Raw genomic sequence first — 15,604 nt, 5'->3', positions numbered from 1 at the left:
GTTGGTTGGATCGTGGAATCACGGCTTCGCGCCGTAGATATCGAAGTCGAAGTATTTCGCGGCAATCTTCTGGTACGTGCCGTTCGCGCGGATCGCGGCGATCGCGCCGTTCAGCCGGTTCTTCATCGCGGTATCGCCCTTGCGCAGCCCCATCGCGACGCCGAAGCCGGTAATGCGCGCATCGGTGATGTCGTCGCCGGCGAACGCGAAGTGCTTGCCGCGCTCGGTCTTCAGAAACGAATAGCCGGCCTGCGTCTTGTCCTGGAACGTCGCGTCGAGGCGTCCGTTGACGAGATCCTGGTAGACCTGATCCTGGTTCTGGTAGGACACGATCGTGACGCCCTTCGGCGCCCATTCGGCCTTCGCATACATGTCCTGCGTGGTGCCCTGGATGATGCCGACGCGCTTGCCGGCGAGCGACGCCGCGGTCGACTGCAGCTTCGAGCCGGCCGGCGCGACGAGCGCGGCCGGCGACGCGTACAGCTTGTTCGAGAAGTCGATCTGCTTGAGCCGCTCGTCGGTGGCCGTCATCGCCGACATGATCACGTCGAACTTGCGCGCGCGCAGCGCCGGGATCATCCCGTCGAAGTTCTGCTCGACCCATACGCATTTCGCGCGCAGCTGCTCGCAGATCGCGTTGCGCAGGTCGATGTCGAAGCCGGTCAGCGAGCCGTCCGGCTGCTTCGCCTCGAACGGCGGATAGGTGGGATCGATGCCCCAGCGGATCGTCGACGGATCCTGGGCGAACGACACGAGCGGCGCGCATGCGAGCGCGGTGACGAGAAGCGTTGCGATCCGGTTCATGGCAGGTCCTTGCTGGTCTCGACGCGGCGGGTCGGCGCCGGGCGTCCGGGTGAATGCGCCGCGCCGACGCGTCGGTGCGGGGGCAAAAAGCGGGACTTCGATGACTGCGCGATGCAGTCTAGACCGCTTGATTTTCGAGCGCAAGCAGGGGAGATGCGGATGGGGAAAACCGGTGACCGACGGGATTGAGATGCATGGAGAAACAACCTATAAAACCCATTTTTGTCGGCAATTTACATGCAACCTCTCCTATTTTTTTATTTTCCCCAGATCAACCACAATCCTCGGAGCGTGTACTTCCTCGGTTATTTGTTCGATATCGATGTCTATACAGCCCTCACTCCCCCCATCATAGACCACCCCGCCAACCCGGCCGGCACGTTTCTCCGCCAGCTTTCCCGCCACCACCAGCGTCTGCCCGGTCTTCGAATGCCACCGGCACCCCGCAACACCGTCCCGCGTCCGGCGAAACCGCGATTGCCCGGCGCATTCGGCCATGCTAAAAGTCGTCGCACATTTGGAAATGAAATGCTCGAATCCCTAAAAGTGCGGAAATGAATAGACCCTTGTTCGACCTCGATCTGCTGCGCGCGCTCGTGATGGTCGCCGACTGCGGCAGCTTCACGACGGCGTCCGCGCGCCTGCACTCGACGCAATCGACGGTCAGCCAGAAGGTGCGGCGGCTCGAGGAGATCGCCGGGCACCGGCTGCTCGATCGCGGCACGCGCGACGTGCGGCCGACCGATGCGGGCGTCACCGTGCTGAGCTACGCGCGCCGCATGCTCGGCCTGAACGACGAGATGCTCGAGGTGCTGGCGGGCGCGACCGTCGCGCTGACGATCCGGCTCGGCGTGCCCGACGACTTCGCGGCCGGCCGCACGACCCATGCGCTGGCCGCGTTCAAGCGCGCGCATCCGCAGGTGAAACTCGAGGTGACGTGCGGGCTGAGCCGCGACATCAGCGCCGCCTACGATCGCGGCGAACTCGACCTGGTGCTGATCAAGCAGCGGCGCGACAGCCGCGAAGCCGTCGTGCGCTGGCCCGAGAAGCTGCGCTGGATCGACAGCGCGAAGCACCCGTCGATCGATCTCGATCCGGTGCCGATCGTCGTGTTTCCGCCGCGCGGGCTCTATCGCGACGACATGATCAAGGCGATCGAGGAGCGCGGCCGCCGCTGGCGGATCGCGTTCACGACGTCGAGCCTGAGCGGGATCCAGGCGGCGGTCGCGGACGGGCTGGGCATCAGCGTGCTGCCCGCGCGCGTGGTGACGGACGAGCATGTCGTGCTGACCGCGAAGGAAGGGTTCGCGCCGATCGAGAACATGGACATCGCGATCCTGCACCGCCCGACAGCCGACCCGATGGTCAGCGAACTGACGAAGACGCTGGCGGAGATGCTGGAGCACGAGCGGTAAGCGCGACGGGCGAACCCGCCCGATCGCGGCCGTCGCAATGCGGGCACGTTCGACGCGCCGACGTGCCGACCCGCCGCGCTGCGTCAGAACATCGTGTTCCCGTTCGCAGCCTGCTCGGGCACCGGCTGGTTGACGTCCCAGTGCTCGACGATCTTGCCGTTCTCCAGCCGGAAGATGTCGACGATCGCGTTGCCGCGCGTGCCGGGCTCGCGCACCGCGTGCACGTGCAGGATCACGTAGTCGCCGTCGACGAACGAGCGCCTGATCTCGCTGTGCGACTGCGGATATTTGTCGCGCAGGAACGCGACGAACTTGCGGAACCCGTCGCGGCCGTCGGCCGCGTTCGGATTGTGCTGCACGTAGCGATCGCCGACATAGGCGAGCGCGGCTTCCGCGTCCTTGTCGTTCAGGCCTTTCTCGTAGAACGCGAGCACCGTCCGGCGATTCGCCTCCTGCTGCGCGTCGCCCGCGCCACCGGCCGCCGCGGCATGCGCGGCCGTCACCGCGAACATCGCCGCGGCCATCCATCGGCATGCAGGGGCTGCTGTCTTGCGTCGCATCGTCGTCTCTCCGGAAGGTCGCCTGAAAGCCGGATCTTACCGGGACCGCCGCCGACGATGCGCAGCCGCGCACGTCGCTCGCTCAGACCAGCGCGCCGTTTCGCGCGACGACCTTCCCCGACGACACGACGAGCCGCCGAACCGGCCGCGCAACGACGGCCTCGGCCGGCGTCAGCGCATCGACGAGCACGACGTCGGCGCGGGCGCCGGGCTGCAGTCCGTAATCCGCGAAGCCGCAGCCGCGCGCGGCGCTCGACGTCACGCAGTCGAGCGCGACTTCGAGCGCATCGTCGCGGCGGAAATCGTTGCGCATGCCGATCAGCATCGCGCGTTCGAGCATGTCGGGCGATCCGTAGGGCGTCCATGTGTCGCGCACGCCGTCGTTGCCGCCGATCACCGTCACGCCCGCCGCGCGGCATGCGACCACGGAAGGCACCGGCACCGCCGCTGGCGCGGTCGTGACGATCGCGACGCCGAGTTCGGCCATCCGCGCGAGCAGCGCGTCGCGCTCGCGCTCGGCGATATCGCCGAGACAAAAACCGTGGCTGATCGTGACCTTGCCCTGCATGCCGAGCGCGGCCGTGCGCTGCAGGATCAGGTCGAGCGAATACGCGCCCATCGACGCGCGCTCGTGCAGGTGGATATCGAGCCCGCGGCCGTGACGCTCGGCGAGCCCGAACAGCACATCGACCGCCTCGACCGGATCGCCTTCGATCGCGCACGGATCGAGTCCGCCGAGCAGGTCCGCGCCCGCGCCGAGCGCGTCGGCGAGCAGCGCGTCGGTGCCGGGGCGCTTCAGCACGCCCGATTGCGGAAACGCGACGATCTGGATCTCCACCTGTCCGCGCAGCGTGTCACGCGTCGCAAGCACGCCGTGCAGATGCCGCAGCCCGGCCTCGGTGTCGACATCGACGTGCGTGCGGATCCGCGTCGTGCCGGCCGCGAGGAACGCGCGCGCCAGCGCGAGCGACGCCGCGCCGGCGTCGTGTCCGCTCGTCGCGCGATAGTGCCGTTCGTTCTCGATGCGGTCGACGAGGCGCGGCCCGACCGCGTTGCGATACCACGGCATTCCCCAGTGCGTCTTGTCCAGATGCGTGTGGCCTTCGACGAGGCCCGGCAGCGCGAGTGCGCCCGCGCCGTCCTCGATCGCACAGCTGGCAGGCGCATCGAGCGACGCGCCGACGCGCGCGATGCGATCGCCGTCGATCAGGATATCGAGCGCGTCGTCGTCGGCGCCGGTGCGAACATTGCGGATCAGCAAGCTTGTCATGTCGATGTCGTGGGTCGGTCGGAATGGACGGCGGGCATCGTCAGCGATGCGCGCGCCGGTCGGTAACGCTTATCGCGTGAAGCGCAGCGCGGGCGCGATCGGCGCAGCGGTGTCGCTTTCGCCGCGGCGGAACACCCAGCGTTCGGCCGGCACGCCTGCGACGCCGGCCGCCGCATTCGGCGCGCGCACCGCGACGAAGGTCGCGTCGCAGCCGACCGCGATTCCATAGTTGTCCTTGCCGATCGCACGCGCGCCGGCGTGCGTCGCCATGTCGAGCGCGATGCCGAGCGCTTCGTCGGTGTAGAAGCCCGAGCGATAGCCGACCATCATCGCGCGCTGCAGCATGTCGCCGTTGCCGTACGGCCACCATGCGTCGCGGATGTTGTCGTTGCCGGCGAACACGTGCACGCCTGCGTCGCGCAGCGGCCGCACCGGCGGGAACGCACAGTCGCCGGGCGCATTGGTCAGGATCGACACGCCCGCATCGGCCAGTGCCGCAGCCGTGCGCGCGACGTCGTCGTGGCCCACTTCGCCGAGCGCATACGCATGACTCACGTTCACGCGGCCGCCGAGCCCCGCCGCGCGCGTGCGCGCCGCGATCCGCAGCAACTGCGCGATGCCCGTTTCGCCCGGCTCATGCAGATGGATGTCGATCTTCGCGCCGCGCTTCTCGGCGATGCCGAACACGATGTCGAGCTGGCCTTCCGCATCGCCGTCGAGCGTCGTCGGGTCGATCCCGCCGACCACCTCCGCGCCTTCGCGCACGGCCGCGTCGAGGATGTCGGCGGTGCCGCGACACGATACGACGCCGGCCTGCGGGAACGCGACCAGTTCGATGTCGACGATCCCGCGCCACTGCTCGCGCGCCGCCATCACGGCGTGCAGGTTCGCGAGGCCGGTCGTCGCATCGACGTCGACGTGGCTGCGCATCGCGACCGTGCCGAACGCGGCCGCCTGCGCGATCAGCGCGTTCGCACGCTCGACGATCGGCGGCGCGGCCGCGAGCTGGCGCTTCTCGACCGCGAGCCGCTCGCGCAGCGATCCGACCGGCTCGTGCGGCACCCAGCGATCGCCGACGAAGCTCTTGTCGAGATGAATATGGCCGTCGACGAAGCCCGGCAGCACGACGCGGCCGTCGAGATCGACCGTTTCCGCGCCGGGCGCGGGCGTGCAGTCGGGTCCGATCGCGACGAAGCGACCGTCGTGAACGACGAGGTTGATGGGCTGGCCGCCGGCGTCGACGGCGTTGATGAAGAAGCGATCGGTCATGGCTCGGAATGTGGGGCGGTCGCTGCGCGACGCCGACGCGGACAGGGGAAGGAACCGCAGCCGGCGCGGCGCGACCGTTGGCAGGGAATCCGGTCACGATATCGGACGACACGATCCGAGGCCAATTAAATGTCGCGATGCCGGGCATTCGATTTCGCGATGCGTGGCGGGACGGGCCGGCGGGTATGGAAAAAACCCGGGGTCCGATCGGAGCGGGCGGCGACAACCGCGACGAGCGAACGAGGAGGCGACACCCGATGCCGCCCCGACGTGACGATCGCATGCGGCGCGCCGACGCCCATTGCCGACCGCGGACTCACGGCGGCGATGATGTAAACGCATGCCGCGCCACGCCTCCCGCTCCTCGTTTCGACACCGCGCGCCGCCCGCGATTTACGCGGCAACAGACTTTACACGTTGTTACCCGCCTGCACCGGACTTGCCTGCGGCCATTCCTTATACTCACGCCGAGTTCGCCCTCCGCCGGCAATCCGCTGGCGGACACGTTGCCGATGCAGGAAACATCATGATGCGCATGCCCTCCACGAAGACCGTTCTGTTCGCCTCGCTCGTCGCCGTGGCGGCGCTTCCGCTGACCGCCTGCGTCGCGCCGGGCTACGCGCCGTACGGCGCGCAACCGGGCTATCCGCAGCAGCAATACGCGACGCCCGGCTATGCGCAGCCCGCGTATTCGCAACCTGGCTACGTGCAGCAGCAGCCGGCGTATCCGAACCAGGCGCCGTCGCCATACGATGCGCAGCAGCAATACGGTTCGCAACCGTACAACCAGTATGGCAATCAATACGGCGGCCAATACGGAAACGGCTACGGCACGCAGTACGGCACGATCGCGAACATCCGCCCGATCAACAGCTCGGTCGGCCCGTCGGGCGTCGCGGGCACGGTGGTCGGTGCGCTGATCGGCGGCGTGCTCGGCAACCAGGTCGGCCGCGGCCATGGCCGCGATGCGGCGACCGTGATCGGCGCGCTCGGCGGCGCGGTCGCCGGCAACCAGATCGGCCAGCAGATGGGCGCGGCCCAGCCGCCGAGCGGCTACCGGATCGACGTGCAGGTCAGCGACGGCTCGTCGCGCTCGTTCGACGTGCAGTCGCCGGGCGACCTGCGGCCGGGCGACCGCGTGCGCATCGACGGGAATCAGTTGTCGCGGTATTGATCGCCGGTTTCTGCGAGGCCGAGCGGATGACGTCGCGCACGATGCTTCGCATCGGCGCGACGCGGCTTCGATACCGCCGTTGCGCGCCGGCGTCGACATCGCGCCTCGCTGCCTCCCACGTTTCGCTCCACCCTCCACCCATACCGCTCCGACGCAACTCGATCGTCAGACGATCGGCGCGCCTGTGCGCGGTCTGCCTCTCGCGCAATTGTCCCGGTGCGACGACGTCGCGCCGACCTGCGACAACTCGCGGCGCTCACGCTCGACTTCGACACGCTGTTCTGCCGCGCTCGCCGGTGACATGACATCGGCATTCATGGCGGCCGACAGATGGCCTACGGCACACGGGACTACGCGTACGGAATGCTCGCGAGCGATCCGGCTTCGCCGATAACGTCCGGCATGGCGGCGAGCAATTCGTGTTCAGCCTGTATTTCGACAGCGGAATCGGATACGCCGCACCCGAGCCTCGGCCACATCGACGCCGACGTGCCCGCGTGCTGCTTCGACGACGACGCGCACCGGCCGCGCGATGCGATCTGAACCACGCGGCTGGCCGTATTGCGAACGACGTGCGCCGCAGGACAACTCGCGGCGCGCGTCCATACTCGCGATGTCATGCCGCGCGCCCGCTCCGCGCCCCGCGCCCGCCCCCCCGCATCCCCCTCCCAGCCCCCCACAGCACCCCGCCCCGTTTCCGTTTAGCATGACCCTGCCCTGCCGCGCATCGCGCCGCAGATTCCGGCCTCTGCCGCATCCTCGACACAACGACACAACAACACGATGATCACGATCCGCCTGCTCGACGCCGCCGACGCGGCCCCGTTCCAGTCCCTGCGCCTGCGCGCGGTCGACACGTCGCCGACCTCGTTCCTGCCGACCCGCGACGAAGAAGCGCTCGTGCCGATCGACGAATTCGCGGCACGGCTCACGCCGACGCACACGCAGGCCGTGTTCGGCGCATTCGACGGCGACACGCTCGTCGGCATCACCGGCGTGCGCCGCGATGCGCGCGCGAAGGTCGCGCACAAGGCGACGATCTGGGGCGTGTTCGTCGACCCCGCGTATCGCGGGCGCCGCATCGCGCAATCGCTGCTCGACAGCGCGACCGCGCATGCGGCGCAAGCCTGGGGCTGCCGCCAGCTGATGCTGTGCGTCAACGCGATCAACGGCACCGCGGAGCGGCTGTATGCATCGCAAGGGTTCGTCCGGTTCGGCACGGAGCCGCGTTCGCTGTTCGTCGATGGCCGCTTCTACGACGAACATCACATGGTGAAGACGCTCGCGTAATGCGATCGGGAGCGGCAACGAAGGGCTGACGTAGACGAGCGAGCGAGTGAGCGCCCGCTCACTCGCCATATGCGCGCAGCATAGGCGTCCGCTGCAAGCCGCGTCGAAGTCGGCGCCGCGGTACGGCGCGGCAAACCGGAAACCAGGAACCGGCCGGACGCGGCACCCCGCCGACGTGAGCGCACACCCACCTTCGATGCAACGGCCCACGCCGCCCTTCGCCGGTTTATGCGCAAAAACTTTTAAAAAAGATATCGCGCATCCCGGCCCGCGTCGGTGATTCCGCCCCCTGTTCAGCCCCCCACGCTCCGCGCTATCGTTTCCTTCATCTTCACAGCCCAGGAGCCCAACTTGCCTAGCCGTCACGGAGTCGACCTCATCCGCGCCCGCGCGCTGTTCGACCGCGAGCGCCGTGCATTCACCGAAGCCATGCCGATTTCCCGCGCGCTGTCGGCGGAAGCGGCCGAGCATCTGCTCTTCGGCGTGCCGTTGCACTGGATGCAGGACTGGTCGACGCCGTTTTCGCTGTATGTGAAGGAAGCGCGCGGCGCGACGTTTACCGATGTCGACGGCCATCGCTATGTCGACTTCTGCCTCGGCGACACCGGCGCGATGTTCGGCCATGCGCCCGAGCCCGTCGCGCGCGCGCTCGTCGAGCAGGCCACGCGCGGCTACACGACGATGCTGCCGAGCGAGGACGCCGCGTGGGTGTCGCGCGAACTCGCGCGCCGCTTCCGGCTGCCGGTCTGGCAGTTCGCGCTGAGCGCGAGCGACGCGAACCGCTTCGTGCTGCGCTGGGCGCGCGCGGCCACCGGCCGCAACACGATCGTCGTGTTCAACGGCTGCTATCACGGCACCGTCGACGACGTCTTCGTCGATCTCGTCGATGGCCGCCCCGTGCAGCGCGACAGCCTGCTCGGACAGTCGTACGACCTGCTCGCGAACACGCGCGTCGTCGAGTTCAACGATCTCGCGGCGCTCGAAGCGGCGCTGAAGGACGGCGACGTCGCGTGCGTGCTCGCGGAACCCGCGATGACGAACATCGGCATGGTGCTGCCCGAACCGGGCTTCTGGCGCGCCGCACGCGCGCTGACGCACCGCTACGGCACGCTGCTCGTGATCGACGAGACGCATACGATCAGCAGCGGCCCCGGCGGCTATGCGGTCGCGCATGGCCTCGAACCCGACATGCTGGTGGTCGGCAAGCCGATCGCCGGCGGCGTGCCGTGCGCGGTGTACGGATTCAGCGCCGAGTTCGCCGAGCGCGCGAAGCAGGCGAAGCTGAACGCGCCGCCGGGCCATTCGGGGATAGGCACGACGCTCACCGCGAACATGCTCGCGATGCATGCGATGCGCGCGACGCTCGCCGAAGTCGCGACCGACGCGGCCTACGCGCACATGTTCGAACTCGCCGCGCGGCTCGCGGCCGGGCTCGAGCAGGCGATCGCGAAACACGCGCTGCCGTGGTGCGTGACGCGCATCGGCGCGCGCACCGAGTTCCAGTTCGCGCCGACGCCGCCGACCAACGGCACGATCGCCGGCGCCCAGCTCGACAGCGAACTCGAGCACATCGTGCATCTGTACCTGCTGAATCGCGGCGTGCTGATCACGCCGTTCCACAACATGATGCTCGTGTGCCCGCAGACGACGGCCGACGACGTCGATCGCCTCGTCGCGCAGTTCGACGCCTGCCTGGGCGAACTGACCTGAGCGTGCGCCCATCCGGCCCGCCGCTCATGCGGGCCGGACGCAAGCCGGATGCTTGCGGCCGCACCGCTCATTTCGGCAGATCGGTCGGATCGACCTGCGCGCCCGGCACGCCGTCGGCGCGCGCACTCGCCGCGAGTTCCTGCCGCAGCGCCGCCTGCGCGTCGGCCGACGCCTGCGCATCGGCACCGCCGTCGAGCGCCGGCAGGATGTAGCCGTTCACCATGCGGCGGAACAGCTTCACGTTCTGCGCATCGCGCAGGCCGCCGTCGATCGGCAGCACGCCCGTCATCACGACGACCGTATTGCGCCTCGGCAGCACCGTGATGAACTGCCCCTTGAAGCCCATCGCATCGAATTCCGGCTCGCGCTCGACGATGTTGTTGATCCACCAGTAGTAGCCGAAGTGCGGCGACACGCGCGGCGACGTCATCTGCGCGATCCACGCCTGCGGCACGACCTGCCGCCCCTGCCAGCGGCCGCCGTCGAGCACCAGCATGCCGATCTTCGCCATGTCGATCGCGCGCAGCCGCAAGCCCCAGCCGGCCGATACGAGCCCCGTGCGGTCCGCGCGCTCCCAGGCGGCGCGCTGCATGCCCAGCGGCTCGAACAGCCGCGCCTGCGCATAGCGCTCCAGCGGCTCGCCGGCGGCCGCACTCAGCATGGCCGACGCGAGGATCGGATTGACGTCGGTGTACTCGAACACGGTGCCGGGCGCGAGCGTCGGCGCCGCCGATGCGGCGAGCTTCAGCCGGTCCGGCGCGGTGTAGTAGATCGGATCGTCCTTCGGGCTGAAGTCGTAGTGCAGCCCGCTCGACATCGACAGCACATGTTTCAGCGCGATGTCGCGCTTGTCCGCGAGCGCGTCGCGCAGGTCGGGACGCCATGCGGCGAGCCGCGCCGCCACCGGTTCGTCGAGCCGCACCGCGCGCTGCTCGACCAGGATGCCGGCAACCAGCGACGTCACGGCCTTCGTGACCGAATACAGCTCGTAGGTCGCATCGCGCGACGCGTGCGCGCCATAGCGCTCGAAGATCAGCTTGCCGTCCTTCACGACGAGCAGGCTGTAGACGTCGAGCTTCTGTTCGCGTATCCATCGCGACAGCTCGACGAGCTTGCGCGAATCGACACCGGCCGCCTCCGGCGCGGCGACTTCGATGCCGGTTTCGTTCAGCGGCGGCGGCACGTCGGCCGGCTGCGCCGCCGCCAGCGCGGGCGCGAGCGCGCCGCTGCCGATCAGCAGCGTCGCCGCCCTCGCAAGCAGCCGACGCATCATGGGCACGGCACGCGACACACTCACGCTCGCAACCGGCACGACCATCGATCGGCCATTCATCTCTGCATTCCTCATCAAATCCCCGGCGCGTCGTTGAAAGCGGCGGCGGTGCCCGGCACGCCCTGCGTCTGCCGGCTCAGCGCCAGTTCGTCGCGCAGCGCCTGCGTCGTGGTCGCGCGCTCGACCGGCGGTTGCGCGGGCGTGAGCGCGGGCAGGATGTAGTCGCCGACCATGCGCCGATACAGGTTCAGGTACGTGGCATCGCGCAGGCCGCCGTCGGTCGGCAGCAGGCTCGTCATCACGACGACCGCGCGCTGCGCGGGCAGAACCGTGATGAACTGCCCCTTGAAGCCCATCGCGCCGAACTCGGGCGTGCCCTGCTCGACCACATGATGGATCCAGCAGTAATACCCGTAGTCGGCCGCGGCCGGCGACGGCGTCGTCATCTGCCGGATCCAGCCCGCGGGCACGACCTGCCTGCCGTTCCACCGGCCTTCGTCGAGCAGCAGCATGCCGATCTTCGCCATGTCGATCGCGCGCAGCCGCAGCCCCCAGCCGCCCGCCACCGCGCCCGTGCCGTCCGCACCGGTCCAGCGGTAATGCGCGAAGCCGAGCGGTTCGAACAGCCGCTGGCGCGCGAACGCGTCCTCGCGCTCGCGTGCGGCGATCGACACGGCCGTGCCGGCCAGCACCGGATTCACGTCGATATAGTCGAAGCGCGCGCCCGGCGGCGTCGCCGCGCGACTCGTCACCGCGACGCGCAAGCGGTCGGGCGCGTCGTAGTACAGCGGATCGGTGCCTTCGCGCGTCGTGTAGCGCAGCCCGCTCGACATCGACATCAGGTGCCGCAGCTCGATGTCCTGCTTGTCCGCGAGTTCGTCCGCGAGATCGGGCCGCGCGGCCGCGATCAGCGGCGCGACCCGGGTCGACGGGCCGAGCTTGCCCTCGCCGTCGAGGATCCCGGCGAGCAATGCGGTGACCGTTTTCGTCACCGAATACAGCTCGTAGTTGTTGTCGCGCGAGAGGCCATCGCCGTAGCGCTCGAACACGATCCTGCCGTCCTTCACGACGACGAGGCTGCGCACGTCCATCCGCTCGCGACGCAGCCACGCCGACAGCCGCACGAGCGGCGCCGAATCCACGCCGACCGATTCGGGCACGACGCTCGGCATGTCCCGCGGCGCGTCGCCGGCCGCCGCCGCCGGCCCGGCGCACGAACCGGCGACGATCGCGGCGGCCGCGAGGCCGCGCATTGCGTGGGAAACGCTCATCCTGGCTCCTTTGAATACGGGTGCGCGCCGCCCGCGCGGCGCGCAGGCCATCAGTCGAGACACGGCTTGCCGGCCGGCAGGAACTGCCCGCGCCCCGGCTCGGCCGCGAGCAGCCGGCCGTCCTCGACGAGCAGTTCGCCGCGCGACAGGCAATGGCGCGGCCAGCCCGTCACCTCGACGCCTTCGTACGGCGTGTAGTCGACCGCGTGATGCAGCGACGCATTCGCGATCCGCACGCGCCGGTCCGGATCCCACACGACGATGTCCGCATCGGCGCCGACCGCGATCGTCCCCTTGCGCGGATAGAGCCCGTACAGCTTCGCGGGCCGCAGCGAGGTCAGCTCGACGAACTGGTGCAGCGACAGGCGCCCTTTGCGCACGCCGTCGAACAGCAGCGGCAGCCGCGTTTCGAGCCCCGGAATGCCGTTCGGGATATGGTCGAACGACACGCGCTGCCCGCCCGGATGCTTGCCGCACGGATCGTCGTAGTTGAACGGCGCGTGATCGGACGAGAACACCGAGAACACGCCCTGCTGCAACGCCTTCCACACCGCCTGCTGGTTCGCCGGATCGCGCGGCGGCGGGCTGCAGACGCACTTCGCGCCTTCGTAGCCGTCATGGCCGTGATGGCCGAGATCGGCGGCCGTCAGATACAGGTATTGCGGACACGTTTCCGCGAGGATCGGCAGCCCGCGCGACTGCCCCCAGCGGATCTGCTCGATCGCCTCGGCGCCCGACACGTGCACGATCAGGATCGGCACGTCGACGAGTTCCGCGAATGCGATCGCGCGATGCGTCGCCTCGCGTTCGACCACCGCCGGCCGCGCGTGCGCGTGGAACTGCGGCGCGACGTGTCCGTCGCCGAGCAGCCGCTCGGTCAGCCAGCCGATGCAGTCCGAGTTCTCCGCATGCACCATCACGAGCGCGCCGTGCGCACGCGCCACCGACAGCACGTCGAGCATCTGCCGGTCGTTCAGCTTCAGGTCGTCGTAGGTCATGTACACCTTGAACGACGTGTAGCCGTTCGCGATCAGCCGCGGCAACTCCTCGGCCAGCACGTGCGGCGTCGGATCGGCGACGATCAGGTGAAAGCCGTAGTCGATCAATGCGCGCCCTTGCGCACGCCGGTGATAGTCGTCGACGGCCGCCTGCAGCGACTGGCCCTTCGCCTGCGCGGCGAACGGGATCACGGTCGTGGTGCCGCCGCACAGCGCGGAGCGCGTCCCGGACAGGAAGTCGTCGGCCATCCGCAGCCCGTCCGGCATCGGCTGGTCGAGGTGGCAGTGCGCATCGACGCCGCCCGGCATCACCAGCATCCCGGTCGCATCGAGCTCGCGCGGCGCGCGCGGCAGGCCGTGGCCGAGCATCGCCACGCGCCCGGCGCGGATGCCGATGTCGCACGAGAAGCGGTCCGCCGCGGTCACGACGTCCGCGTGACGGATCACGAAATCGAGATCGTTCGACATGGCGCGTCCTAGATCACTTCGCTGAACAGACGTCCCCAGCCCTTCACCTGCCGCGTGTCGTAGTCGGCAAGCTGCAGCGACTTCCACACGACGGTCGAGATCGTGTCGTAGATCGGAATGCCGGTCTCCTCCTCGAGCGCGGGCACGAGGTGCGCGGCGTTCAGGTTCGTGCAGAAGATCGAGATCGCGCGCGGGCCGGCCGCCGCGACTTCGCGCACCATGTTGCCGATCACGTCGCCGGCGACTTCGGAGAACGAGAAATTGACCTTCAGGTTCAGGTGGCGCTCGGCGATGCAGTCGAAGCCCGAACGACGGTAGTTGTCGACGATCTTCGTCTGCACGTCGTCGAGATACGGCGTGACGAGGCCGAACTCGTGCGCGTTCGACTTCTTCAGGATCTCGTTGAGCGCGAGCACGGAGGTCGTGGCCGGAATGCCGGTCGCCTCGGTGATGCGCCGGCACAGCCGCTCGTCGGCCTCGAAGCCGAGCCAGCCCGACGACGTGCCGTTCCACGCGATCACGTCGACCTTTGCATCGGCGAGCAGCATCGCGGCCTGGATGATCTTGTCGTCGTCGAACTGGCCGAGCGCCGCGCCCGTCAGCGAGATCTCGGTGACCGGAAAGCGCGCGAAATGCGCGGACACGCCCGGCAGGCCGGCGACCATCGCGCTCGTCAGCGGTTCGAGCGAAGTATTCGAGGACGGCGTGAGCATGCCGAGCAGGGTACGTTTCTTCATGAGGTTTCTCTCTCTACCAGTGAAACGGTCGGTCAGACCGGGAGCTTGTTTTCGTAGTCGATCGCGCTGGAGCATGCGAGCAGGCCGACGCCGGCCGCCGCGAACACCATCAGCGCGAGGAAGTAGGAACCGGTGAACTGCACGATCGCGCCGACGACGATCGGCACCGCGACGCCGCCGATGTTGCCGCCGAGATTCATGAAGCCGCCGAGGAAGCCGATCTTGTCGCGCGTGCCGAGCGACGACGGGATGCACCAGTACAGCCCGCACCAGCGCAGGAAGAACAGCGTCGACGACAGCAGCGCGACGACCACGACGGGGTTCTTCACATAGGCGACCGAGAAGATCGACACGGTGGCGACCAGCGCGGCGATGCCGAACAGCGTGCGCATCACGACGTTGGGGCGGCCGCCCGCGGCCTTCCACTTGTCGGCGATCCAGCCGCCGAGCAGTTCGCCGACGAAGCCGCTGAAAAAGATGATGAAGCTCGACCCGCCCATCTGCTTGATGTCGAAGCCGTGCACCTTGTGCAGGTAGTTCGGCATCCACGTGAGCAGCCCGTAGAACACGCTGTTGAAGCACATCCAGCCGAAGAACATGCACCACACCGAGCGGTACCGGAAGAAATCGCGCGAGCGGCCCGACGCATGCGCCGGCTCGGCCGCGAGATCGCTCGCATGCGACGCCTCGATGTAATCGGCTTCCAGGTCGTTGACGCCCGGATGCTCGCGCGGCGTATTGCGGATGTACCACCATGCGACCAGGCCGGCGAGTACCGTGCCGATGCCGGCCACCGCGAACGCGAGCCGCCACGAGCCGAGCAGCGCGATCAGCCCGGCGATCAGCACCGCGCCCAGTGCCGCGCCGAGCGGCGCACCGCCATCGAGCAGCGTCGCGCCGCGGCCGCGTTCGGTCTGCGTCATCCAGATCGCGTTGAGCTTGCCGCCGGCCGGATAGATCGGCGCTTCGGCCGCGCCGAGGCCCAGGCGCGTCAGCAGCAGCGCCGGCGCATTCGTGCACAGCGCGGCCAGCGCCTGGAAGAAACCCCAGAACACGGTCGCCGTCGCGATCACGATGCGCGGCTTGAAGCGGTCGGCCAGCATCCCGCCCGGGATCTGCATCACCGCGTAGGTCCAGAAGAACGAGCTGAGGATCAGACCCTCCATCGCCGGGCCGATGCCGAACTCCTGCGAGATGTATGGCATGGCGACGGACAGCGACGCGCGATCGACGTAGTTGATCGCGATCAGGCTCAGCATCACGACGAATATCTTCCAGCGGACGGCGGACTTGCCGACCGTCAGGGCGGCGACACCGGAGGTTGAAGACATGGACGGACTCCAGGGTTGAACGAGGATGGTCGGG

15 protein-coding genes are annotated in these 15,604 nt (G+C 68.7%); 6 read left to right on the top strand and 9 right to left on the bottom strand.

From position 1 onward, the window contains the following. Positions 1-18 precede the first annotated feature (18 nt). Positions 19-804 carry an ABC transporter substrate-binding protein gene (locus tag WS57_RS00420; RefSeq protein WP_009694502.1) on the bottom strand — a complete coding sequence of 262 codons (786 nt, stop codon included), beginning with the start codon at positions 802-804 and terminating at the stop codon, positions 19-21. Between the two features lie 237 nt (positions 805-1,041). Between WS57_RS00420 and WS57_RS36720 the strand changes: the two genes are divergently transcribed. Together WS57_RS36720 and WS57_RS00415 are read left to right on the top strand one after the other, a co-directional pair. Further along, positions 1,042-1,362 carry a hypothetical protein gene (locus WS57_RS36720; protein ID WP_155774246.1) on the top strand — a complete coding sequence of 107 codons (321 nt, stop codon included), beginning with the start codon at positions 1,042-1,044 and terminating at the stop codon, positions 1,360-1,362. Beyond that, positions 1,359-2,219 carry a LysR substrate-binding domain-containing protein gene (locus tag WS57_RS00415; protein WP_009694503.1) on the top strand — a complete coding sequence of 287 codons (861 nt, stop codon included), beginning with the start codon at positions 1,359-1,361 and terminating at the stop codon, positions 2,217-2,219. Before WS57_RS36720 ends, WS57_RS00415 begins: the two co-directional genes overlap by 4 nt. Positions 2,220-2,302: 83 nt before the next feature. Here the strand turns inward: WS57_RS00415 and WS57_RS00410 are convergent, their stop codons facing one another. The 3 genes from WS57_RS00410 to WS57_RS00400 all read right to left on the bottom strand — a co-directional run bounded on the left by WS57_RS00410 (position 2,303) and on the right by WS57_RS00400 (position 5,318). Then, positions 2,303-2,779 (bottom strand): nuclear transport factor 2 family protein, encoded by a 477-nt coding sequence (locus tag WS57_RS00410; protein ID WP_069243606.1) that lies wholly within the window; start codon positions 2,777-2,779, stop codon positions 2,303-2,305. Positions 2,780-2,861: 82 nt separating this feature from the next. Further along, a complete protein-coding gene (locus tag WS57_RS00405; protein ID WP_059513023.1) occupies positions 2,862-4,049 on the bottom strand; it encodes an amidohydrolase family protein in 1,188 nt (395 codons plus the stop codon). Between the two features lie 69 nt (positions 4,050-4,118). After that, positions 4,119-5,318 carry an amidohydrolase family protein gene (locus tag WS57_RS00400; RefSeq protein WP_069243605.1) on the bottom strand — a complete coding sequence of 400 codons (1,200 nt, stop codon included), beginning with the start codon at positions 5,316-5,318 and terminating at the stop codon, positions 4,119-4,121. Positions 5,319-5,844: 526 nt separating this feature from the next. Between WS57_RS00400 and WS57_RS00395 the strand changes: the two genes are divergently transcribed. The 4 genes from WS57_RS00395 (at position 5,845) to WS57_RS00380 (ending at position 9,492) form a co-directional block, all read left to right on the top strand. Next, positions 5,845-6,492 carry a glycine zipper 2TM domain-containing protein gene (locus WS57_RS00395; RefSeq protein ID WP_059513019.1) on the top strand — a complete coding sequence of 216 codons (648 nt, stop codon included), beginning with the start codon at positions 5,845-5,847 and terminating at the stop codon, positions 6,490-6,492. Between the two features lie 330 nt (positions 6,493-6,822). Further along, the gene (locus tag WS57_RS37895) at positions 6,823-7,035 is read left to right on the top strand and encodes a hypothetical protein (RefSeq protein WP_009694509.1); all 213 of its coding nucleotides are present in this window, start codon (positions 6,823-6,825) and stop codon (positions 7,033-7,035) included. 240 nt (positions 7,036-7,275) lie between these two features. Further along, entirely contained in the window at positions 7,276-7,782 is a 507-nt protein-coding gene (locus WS57_RS00385; RefSeq protein ID WP_009694510.1) for a GNAT family N-acetyltransferase, read from the top strand. Between the two features lie 351 nt (positions 7,783-8,133). Continuing rightward, positions 8,134-9,492 carry an aspartate aminotransferase family protein gene (locus WS57_RS00380; protein ID WP_059604867.1) on the top strand — a complete coding sequence of 453 codons (1,359 nt, stop codon included), beginning with the start codon at positions 8,134-8,136 and terminating at the stop codon, positions 9,490-9,492. A 67-nt stretch (positions 9,493-9,559) separates the two neighbouring features. On the opposite strand, the gene WS57_RS00375 is transcribed toward WS57_RS00380, so the two are convergent. From WS57_RS00375 to WS57_RS00355, 5 genes are all read right to left on the bottom strand, one after another. Next, a complete protein-coding gene (locus WS57_RS00375; RefSeq protein ID WP_208610301.1) occupies positions 9,560-10,765 on the bottom strand; it encodes a serine hydrolase domain-containing protein in 1,206 nt (401 codons plus the stop codon). 74 nt (positions 10,766-10,839) lie between these two features. Beyond that, on the bottom strand, positions 10,840-12,036 hold the full coding sequence (locus tag WS57_RS00370) for a serine hydrolase domain-containing protein (RefSeq protein ID WP_069243604.1): 1,197 nt from the start codon (positions 12,034-12,036) through the stop codon (positions 10,840-10,842). A 50-nt stretch (positions 12,037-12,086) separates the two neighbouring features. Beyond that, complete coding sequence (hydA, locus tag WS57_RS00365) at positions 12,087-13,502, bottom strand: dihydropyrimidinase (protein ID WP_040130788.1); 1,416 nt, start codon at positions 13,500-13,502, stop codon at positions 12,087-12,089. 8 nt (positions 13,503-13,510) lie between these two features. After that, entirely contained in the window at positions 13,511-14,239 is a 729-nt protein-coding gene (locus tag WS57_RS00360; protein WP_040130787.1) for an aspartate/glutamate racemase family protein, read from the bottom strand. A gap of 32 nt (positions 14,240-14,271) precedes the next feature. Beyond that, the gene (locus WS57_RS00355) at positions 14,272-15,570 is read right to left on the bottom strand and encodes an MFS transporter (RefSeq protein ID WP_040130786.1); all 1,299 of its coding nucleotides are present in this window, start codon (positions 15,568-15,570) and stop codon (positions 14,272-14,274) included. Between the last annotated feature and the right edge of the window lie 34 nt (positions 15,571-15,604).

This window comes from Burkholderia pseudomultivorans, from assembly GCF_001718415.1.
GTDB classification, from domain to species: domain Bacteria; phylum Pseudomonadota; class Gammaproteobacteria; order Burkholderiales; family Burkholderiaceae; genus Burkholderia; species Burkholderia pseudomultivorans_A.
Note: the sequence above shows the minus strand (reverse complement) of the source record. Positions and strands in the feature narration are given on the sequence as shown.

Coding starts and splice junctions, on each gene's coding strand:
- WS57_RS00420 (WP_009694502.1), bottom strand. CDS start 804: ATGAACCGGATCGCAACGCTTCTCGTCACCGCGCTCGCATGCGCGCCG.
- WS57_RS36720 (WP_155774246.1), top strand. CDS start 1,042: ATGCAACCTCTCCTATTTTTTTATTTTCCCCAGATCAACCACAATCCT.
- WS57_RS00415 (WP_009694503.1), top strand. CDS start 1,359: ATGAATAGACCCTTGTTCGACCTCGATCTGCTGCGCGCGCTCGTGATG.
- WS57_RS00410 (WP_069243606.1), bottom strand. CDS start 2,779: ATGCGACGCAAGACAGCAGCCCCTGCATGCCGATGGATGGCCGCGGCG.
- WS57_RS00405 (WP_059513023.1), bottom strand. CDS start 4,049: ATGACAAGCTTGCTGATCCGCAATGTTCGCACCGGCGCCGACGACGAC.
- WS57_RS00400 (WP_069243605.1), bottom strand. CDS start 5,318: ATGACCGATCGCTTCTTCATCAACGCCGTCGACGCCGGCGGCCAGCCC.
- WS57_RS00395 (WP_059513019.1), top strand. CDS start 5,845: ATGATGCGCATGCCCTCCACGAAGACCGTTCTGTTCGCCTCGCTCGTC.
- WS57_RS37895 (WP_009694509.1), top strand. CDS start 6,823: ATGGCCTACGGCACACGGGACTACGCGTACGGAATGCTCGCGAGCGAT.
- WS57_RS00385 (WP_009694510.1), top strand. CDS start 7,276: ATGATCACGATCCGCCTGCTCGACGCCGCCGACGCGGCCCCGTTCCAG.
- WS57_RS00375 (WP_208610301.1), bottom strand. CDS start 10,765: ATGATGCGTCGGCTGCTTGCGAGGGCGGCGACGCTGCTGATCGGCAGC.
- WS57_RS00370 (WP_069243604.1), bottom strand. CDS start 12,036: ATGAGCGTTTCCCACGCAATGCGCGGCCTCGCGGCCGCCGCGATCGTC.
- hydA (WP_040130788.1), bottom strand. CDS start 13,502: ATGTCGAACGATCTCGATTTCGTGATCCGTCACGCGGACGTCGTGACC.
- WS57_RS00360 (WP_040130787.1), bottom strand. CDS start 14,239: ATGAAGAAACGTACCCTGCTCGGCATGCTCACGCCGTCCTCGAATACT.
- WS57_RS00355 (WP_040130786.1), bottom strand. CDS start 15,570: ATGTCTTCAACCTCCGGTGTCGCCGCCCTGACGGTCGGCAAGTCCGCC.